This is a genomic window from Shewanella sp. SG41-4 (assembly GCF_014164505.1).
GTDB lineage: Bacteria > Pseudomonadota > Gammaproteobacteria > Enterobacterales > Shewanellaceae > Shewanella.
In genome coordinates, this window is record NZ_JACJFI010000252.1 from 1 (window position 1) to 5,488 (window position 5,488).

The following is a 5,488-nucleotide window of genomic DNA, read 5'->3' on the forward strand; positions in this document are numbered from 1 at the left end:
TGAAACCAATTCATTGAAACCAATTCATTGAAACCAATTCATTGAAACCATAATGTAAGACGCATGACTTCGCATGCAAACTATAAAGGTGTGTTCGAGATAATACATTCGCGATAGTGTAATTATCTCGGGTGTTTTAATGATTGAGTCACCCTTACTTACCCTATCAATATAGGTGTATTTACCAACAGTAGATAAGTTAACAGTGGTTTTGTGTGAAATATTTTGATGTGCGGAGATCGGTAATAAAATGGCTAATGATAAAGGGGGCGGGGTAAGCCATTAACAGGACTATAGTTTATCGTAAAAGCGAGTATATATGCATGAAAAGTGATTGGTAGCAATCCCTACTTTGGTATAACACCCCGTTGCTTGACCTATAAAGCTAACTGAAACAAACTCGACATTGAATATATTCCTATAAATAATTGGATGATAATAATATGCTGATTTTCCTCATTTGTATCGGGCTGCTCGTGCTCGGATTCAAATTTTACAGTCCGTTCGTTGAGCGACAAGCTGGTATCGACCCTACTGCTAAAACCCCTCAAGAACGATTTACTGATGGCGTTGACTATGTTCCTGTTCATCCAGTTAAAGCTTTCTTAATTCAATTTCTTAATATCGCCGGTGTCGGACCGATATTCGGGCCAATTTTAGGTGCATTATATGGCCCTATAGCACTGGTTTGGATTGTAATTGGTAACGTACTTGGTGGCGCCGTTCACGATTACTTCTCTGGTGTGATGAGTATAAAAGAAGACGGTAAAAGCTTACCTGAAATTGCCGGCCATTATTTCAATGTGTACTTTAAAGGTGCCATGTTGATATTTACCGCGATGTTGCTCTTCTTCGTTGGTGTTGTATTTATCATGAGCCCAGCAGGGTTGCTAAGTAACTTAGATTATTTTAAAGACACTTTTTTAAGTAATAATACCTTTTGGGTATTACTTATTTTAGGTTATTACTTCCTTGCTACTTTGTTACCGATAGATAAAATCATTACAAAACTGTATCCAGCATTTGGTTTATTAATGATTATAATGACAACATCTATTGCTGTTGCATTGCTAATCCATGCGCCGCAACTACCTACTATTGACGGTATCTTTGCTTATTTTGATCACAGTCACTATAACAATGACTTATTGGAGCCTAACCCTAGCGGACTACCAGTATGGCCATTATTGTTTGTCACTATTACCTGTGGCGCAATCAGCGGATTCCATTCAACTCAAGCACCGATTATGGCGCGTTGTTTAACTAACGAAAAATACGTTCGTCCGGTTTACTATGGTGCAATGGTTGCGGAAGGTGTTGTGGCCTGTGTTTGGGCAACAGCTGGTATCGCTGCTTTCCCTGGTGGTTATGTTGAGCTTAAGAGTGTTCTTGATATTGGTGGCCCAGGTATGGTTGTTAACCAAGTGGCGACCACTTACTTAGGTGTCGCGGGTGGTGTTATGGCGATTATCGCGGTTGCGGTTTTCCCTATTACCTCTGGTGACACTGCATTTAGAGCATTACGTTTAACCATTATTGACGCATTTAAAATTCCGCAAAGTGTCAGAAACCGTTTACTCGTTGCCATTCCGATTCTGATTATTGCTTATTTTATGACTAAGATTGATTTCACTCTAATCTGGCGTTATTTCGCATTCTCAAATATGTTGTTATCTACTAGCGTATTGTGGCTTGCGACTAAGTACCTGTTTGATCGTGGTACCTTCCATTGGATTGTCAGTATTCCAGCGATTATAGGCACTTGTGTAACGGTTTCGTACATCATGACCGCAGGTATTGGTTTTGGTTTACCGCAAGAGTTGAGCCAGCCAGTGGGTGTTGCTGTAGGTGTAATATGTCTTATTGCGCTGATTATTGCGCACAATAAACGTAAAGTGATTACTACTAAGTAAGTTAATGATTGTGGTAATTGTTAGTTAATTGAAGGGCTGCATTGTGCAGCCCTTTTTGTTGCCCATCTGAAAATGTACATTAATGACCAATACGCTCAAGCTTCTGAATCAGCTCTATTTTTATATCGTTAGGCGTCTGACTGTGCCAGTAACCACTCACGTAAGCAAACAGCGGTAACATAAACATGATAGTCAGTAATACAATCAATAATCCTCTGGCTGAGAGCTGAATGCCATTACGAGTGCTAAAATGCAGCGCTTGTTTTTTAGGACAAGCAGACACACAACGCATGCAAGCTTGGCATTCGTCTGAGTGGATATTTTTTTGAGTATGCACCGATATATTGGCAGGGCAGGCACGAGTGCACTTATCACAATTCATACCTTTGGTTTCAATTAAGCAATGCTGAGTATCACGGCGAATTTTAAACGGACTTAAAAAACTCACAATACCTAACAACGCGCCATATGGGCAAATGTAACGGCAAAAACCTTGGCGACGCCATGCGGCTAAGGCAAAGATCATTCCAAAACCGATTAAGGCCACCATTGATGGCATCATAAAAAACACTGCCATTTTTAAGTCAGCCACTTTGTGGTAATTACCCGCTAAGTAGTTTGGAATGCTTGCTGATGGCATCGAAATAACCAAATAAAGCAGTGCCGCTAATAATAAATATTTAACCATTCTGAGTGGCCAGTCTATCCACGCCGGTGGTAATAACTCTGCATGAATAACACGTTTTCTCAGTTTATAAAGGTACTCACCTGCTAATCCTAGCGGACAAGCCCAACCACAAAATGCTCGCTTACACACTACACCTGTGAGCAATACTACACACAGCATCACTACCGCAGCAGGGTGGTTTTGATCCCAAAGTCCAAGGGTTAAAATAGCTTTGAGTTCTATGCCGCCTGCAATAGGTAAAAATGCATCACCGACATCAGGTCTCATTAACCAAGGTGTTTCTCCGGCATACAATAATCCTGCATTGATGGCATATTGCACGCCAACCAATAACATGGAAAGGGCAAAGAAATGTTGGCAAATCTCGCGTACTGCGTTGGGCCTTCCTTCTGCATTAGCAAACGCAGGCTGATATTGTCCTATAGCAGTGACAACTAATACCGCTACCAATAATATGAGTAGTAGTGGCCAGAAAAAACTGGCCAAGGTCGCCCCAAGTAATAATGCCGCGCTTACTATCGCGCCCCATTTTTTGCCACTCCAATACAATAAGCTGGTGCTATACACCAAAGCTAGCATTAAGGTGATCGATTCAATTGTGCTCATTATCCAATACCTGCGCTGTTTTACTATCTTGAGATGATGATAAAACCTCTGCATTGTGACGAATGTGAGTTGGGTCGCCAAAGCTGATAATAGATTTCTAATTATATGATCTATATTGATTTGTTTGCTGTATGTGCATTGTTAAGCAATGTGTAAACTTGTTTTTTTAACGCTATTGTCATTAACTTGTCTTAATTATTGGTTAACTTATTAAGATCATTTGGTGACAGTAAAAAGTGGCTAATGGCTAAGTTTTCATTTGAGCATTCTTTCGAGATAGACACGTTAAAGCGTTTAATTGCACAGCACCAACATCAATTTAGGCATAAGTCCTTAGCGGATTTGTATTATCGAGGCGAAAAATTATCGGTAACCGCCATTGAACTTGGTCAACAACAGCAACCGTGCCCAACAGTATTATTTGTTGGTGGGGTACATGGTGTTGAGCGGATTGGTGCACAAGTTGTGTTGGCTTTTTTAGACAGCCTACTCAATCGGCTACCTTGGGATACTCATTTACAGCAATTACTCAAACATGTGCGTTTAGCCTTTGTACCTGTAGTGAATCCGGTTGGCTTTTTGCGAGGCAGCCGAGGCAATGGCAACAATGTTGATTTAATGCGTAATGCACCGATTGATTCAGATGAAGATGTGACCTTTCTTGTTGGCGGTCAGCGACTTTCGCCACGCTTGCCTTGGTATCGTGGTCAAAACGGCATGGAGCTAGAAACCCAAGCATTGGTAAACTATGTGCAACAATTACAGCAACAGAGTAGCAGTGTTATTGCCTTAGATGCTCATTCTGGTTTTGGTTTGCTAGACCATGCGTGGTTTCCTCATGCGCATACTCGGCAACCGTTTGCTGGCATAGGTTATATTTATCATTTAATGCAGTTATTCGAAAAGGGTTACCCTCACCACAGCCATTATCGGTTAGCGCCGCAAAGTCATTTTTATCGCACTCATGGTGATATTTGGGATTACTTAGTTGCCACTAATTTCAGTGGAAAACCGTTTATTCCATTAACGTTAGAAATGGGCTCGTGGGCTTGGGTGCGTAAAAATCCGCGTCAGCTATTTAATTTCCCCGGTTATTTTAATCCCCAGAAAACACACCGACATCAACGCATTTTACGACGTCACGTGGTATTAATGCAGTTCCTTATCGATGCGGCTTATGCGCAAATTATTGAACAAATCAAACCTAAACAGCTGACACAATTAACTCAACAAGCCAATCGCTTTTGGTCTAAAAAAGGCTAAACGAGATTATGTGAGGATAAATGAGGATAAGTGAGGATAAATGAGGATAAGCAATGACCACCTTAGTTTTGCTTAGAGGATTAATGCGCGACAGCCGCCATTGGTATGGTTTTGATCAGCGTTTAGCTCAACACTCGGTCAATGTTATTAGCGTCGATTTACCGGGTAATGGTCTGTTAGTCAATCAGCCTAGCCCAGGTAAAATGCAAGACTATTGTGATGCTGTGTGGCAACAAATCGATGCCGCATTACTAAAGCATGGCATGCTGCCAAGCCAAGTTAAATTGGTATTAGTGGGGTTGTCTATGGGAGGTATGCTGGCGCTTGCGATGGCGGCGCAGTGTCGCTCGCGAGTGCAGCATGTGGTGTTAATTAACAGCAGTGCGGCCAACTTGTCAGCTTGGTATAAACGGTTCCAATGTTTTGGGTTAATGACGTCATTGGTCGTTGTGTTCGCTAGGGCTTTACGCGCCAGCTTGTCGAATCAAGTGGATAATGACAAAAGCCATTGGCTCGAGGCAACAGTATTAGATTTTACCAGCAGGCATTTGGGTCAAAGTCTTGAAGTGATTAATGCCTGGAGCATACTGAGATTGCAATGCCATACATCATTTATTAATGGATTACGCCAATTGTACGCCTCAGCCCGTTTTCACAGCCCGGAATTGAATGACATACCGGTTAGCGTGATTGTCGCTAATCAAGATAAGTTAGCTCATCCAAAATGTAGCGAACAGTTAGCGGTATTTTATCAAACACAATTACATAAAATAGATGATTGCGGCCACGATGCCAGCCTTGATCAACCACAACAATTACAACAACTATTGCTGGATATTATTCGTTAGGGATTATTCGTTAGAGCTAATTCATTAGAGCTTATTCATTAGGACGGTTCCATCAGGGCTCATAGAGTATTGCTTCTTGAATAGAAAATACTGAATAGAAAGTACTGAGTCGAGAGTGCTAAATTGAGAGTGCTAAATAGAAAGTACTTAGTAGCGATTAGTCATTCAAT

Annotated in this window: 4 protein-coding genes; 3 read left to right on the forward strand and 1 reads right to left on the reverse strand. The window is 41.3% G+C overall.

The features are described 5' to 3' along the window. Positions 1-443 precede the first annotated feature (443 nt). The gene (locus tag H5202_RS17345; RefSeq protein WP_182773181.1) at positions 444-1,913 is read left to right on the forward strand and encodes a carbon starvation CstA family protein; all 1,470 of its coding nucleotides are present in this window, start codon (positions 444-446) and stop codon (positions 1,911-1,913) included. Between the two features lie 79 nt (positions 1,914-1,992). On the opposite strand, the gene H5202_RS17350 is transcribed toward H5202_RS17345, so the two are convergent. Further along, positions 1,993-3,207, reverse strand: coding sequence for a 4Fe-4S binding protein (locus H5202_RS17350; RefSeq protein WP_182773182.1), 1,215 nt, complete (start codon positions 3,205-3,207; stop codon positions 1,993-1,995). Between the two features lie 243 nt (positions 3,208-3,450). Here H5202_RS17350 and H5202_RS17355 point away from each other — a divergent pair, with 243 nt between their 5' ends. Both H5202_RS17355 and H5202_RS17360 read left to right on the forward strand, forming a co-directional pair. Continuing rightward, a complete protein-coding gene (locus tag H5202_RS17355; protein WP_182773183.1) occupies positions 3,451-4,470 on the forward strand; it encodes a DUF2817 domain-containing protein in 1,020 nt (339 codons plus the stop codon). A gap of 53 nt (positions 4,471-4,523) precedes the next feature. After that, on the forward strand, positions 4,524-5,318 hold the full coding sequence (locus H5202_RS17360) for an alpha/beta fold hydrolase (protein WP_182773184.1): 795 nt from the start codon (positions 4,524-4,526) through the stop codon (positions 5,316-5,318). Positions 5,319-5,488: the final 170 nt, after the last annotated feature.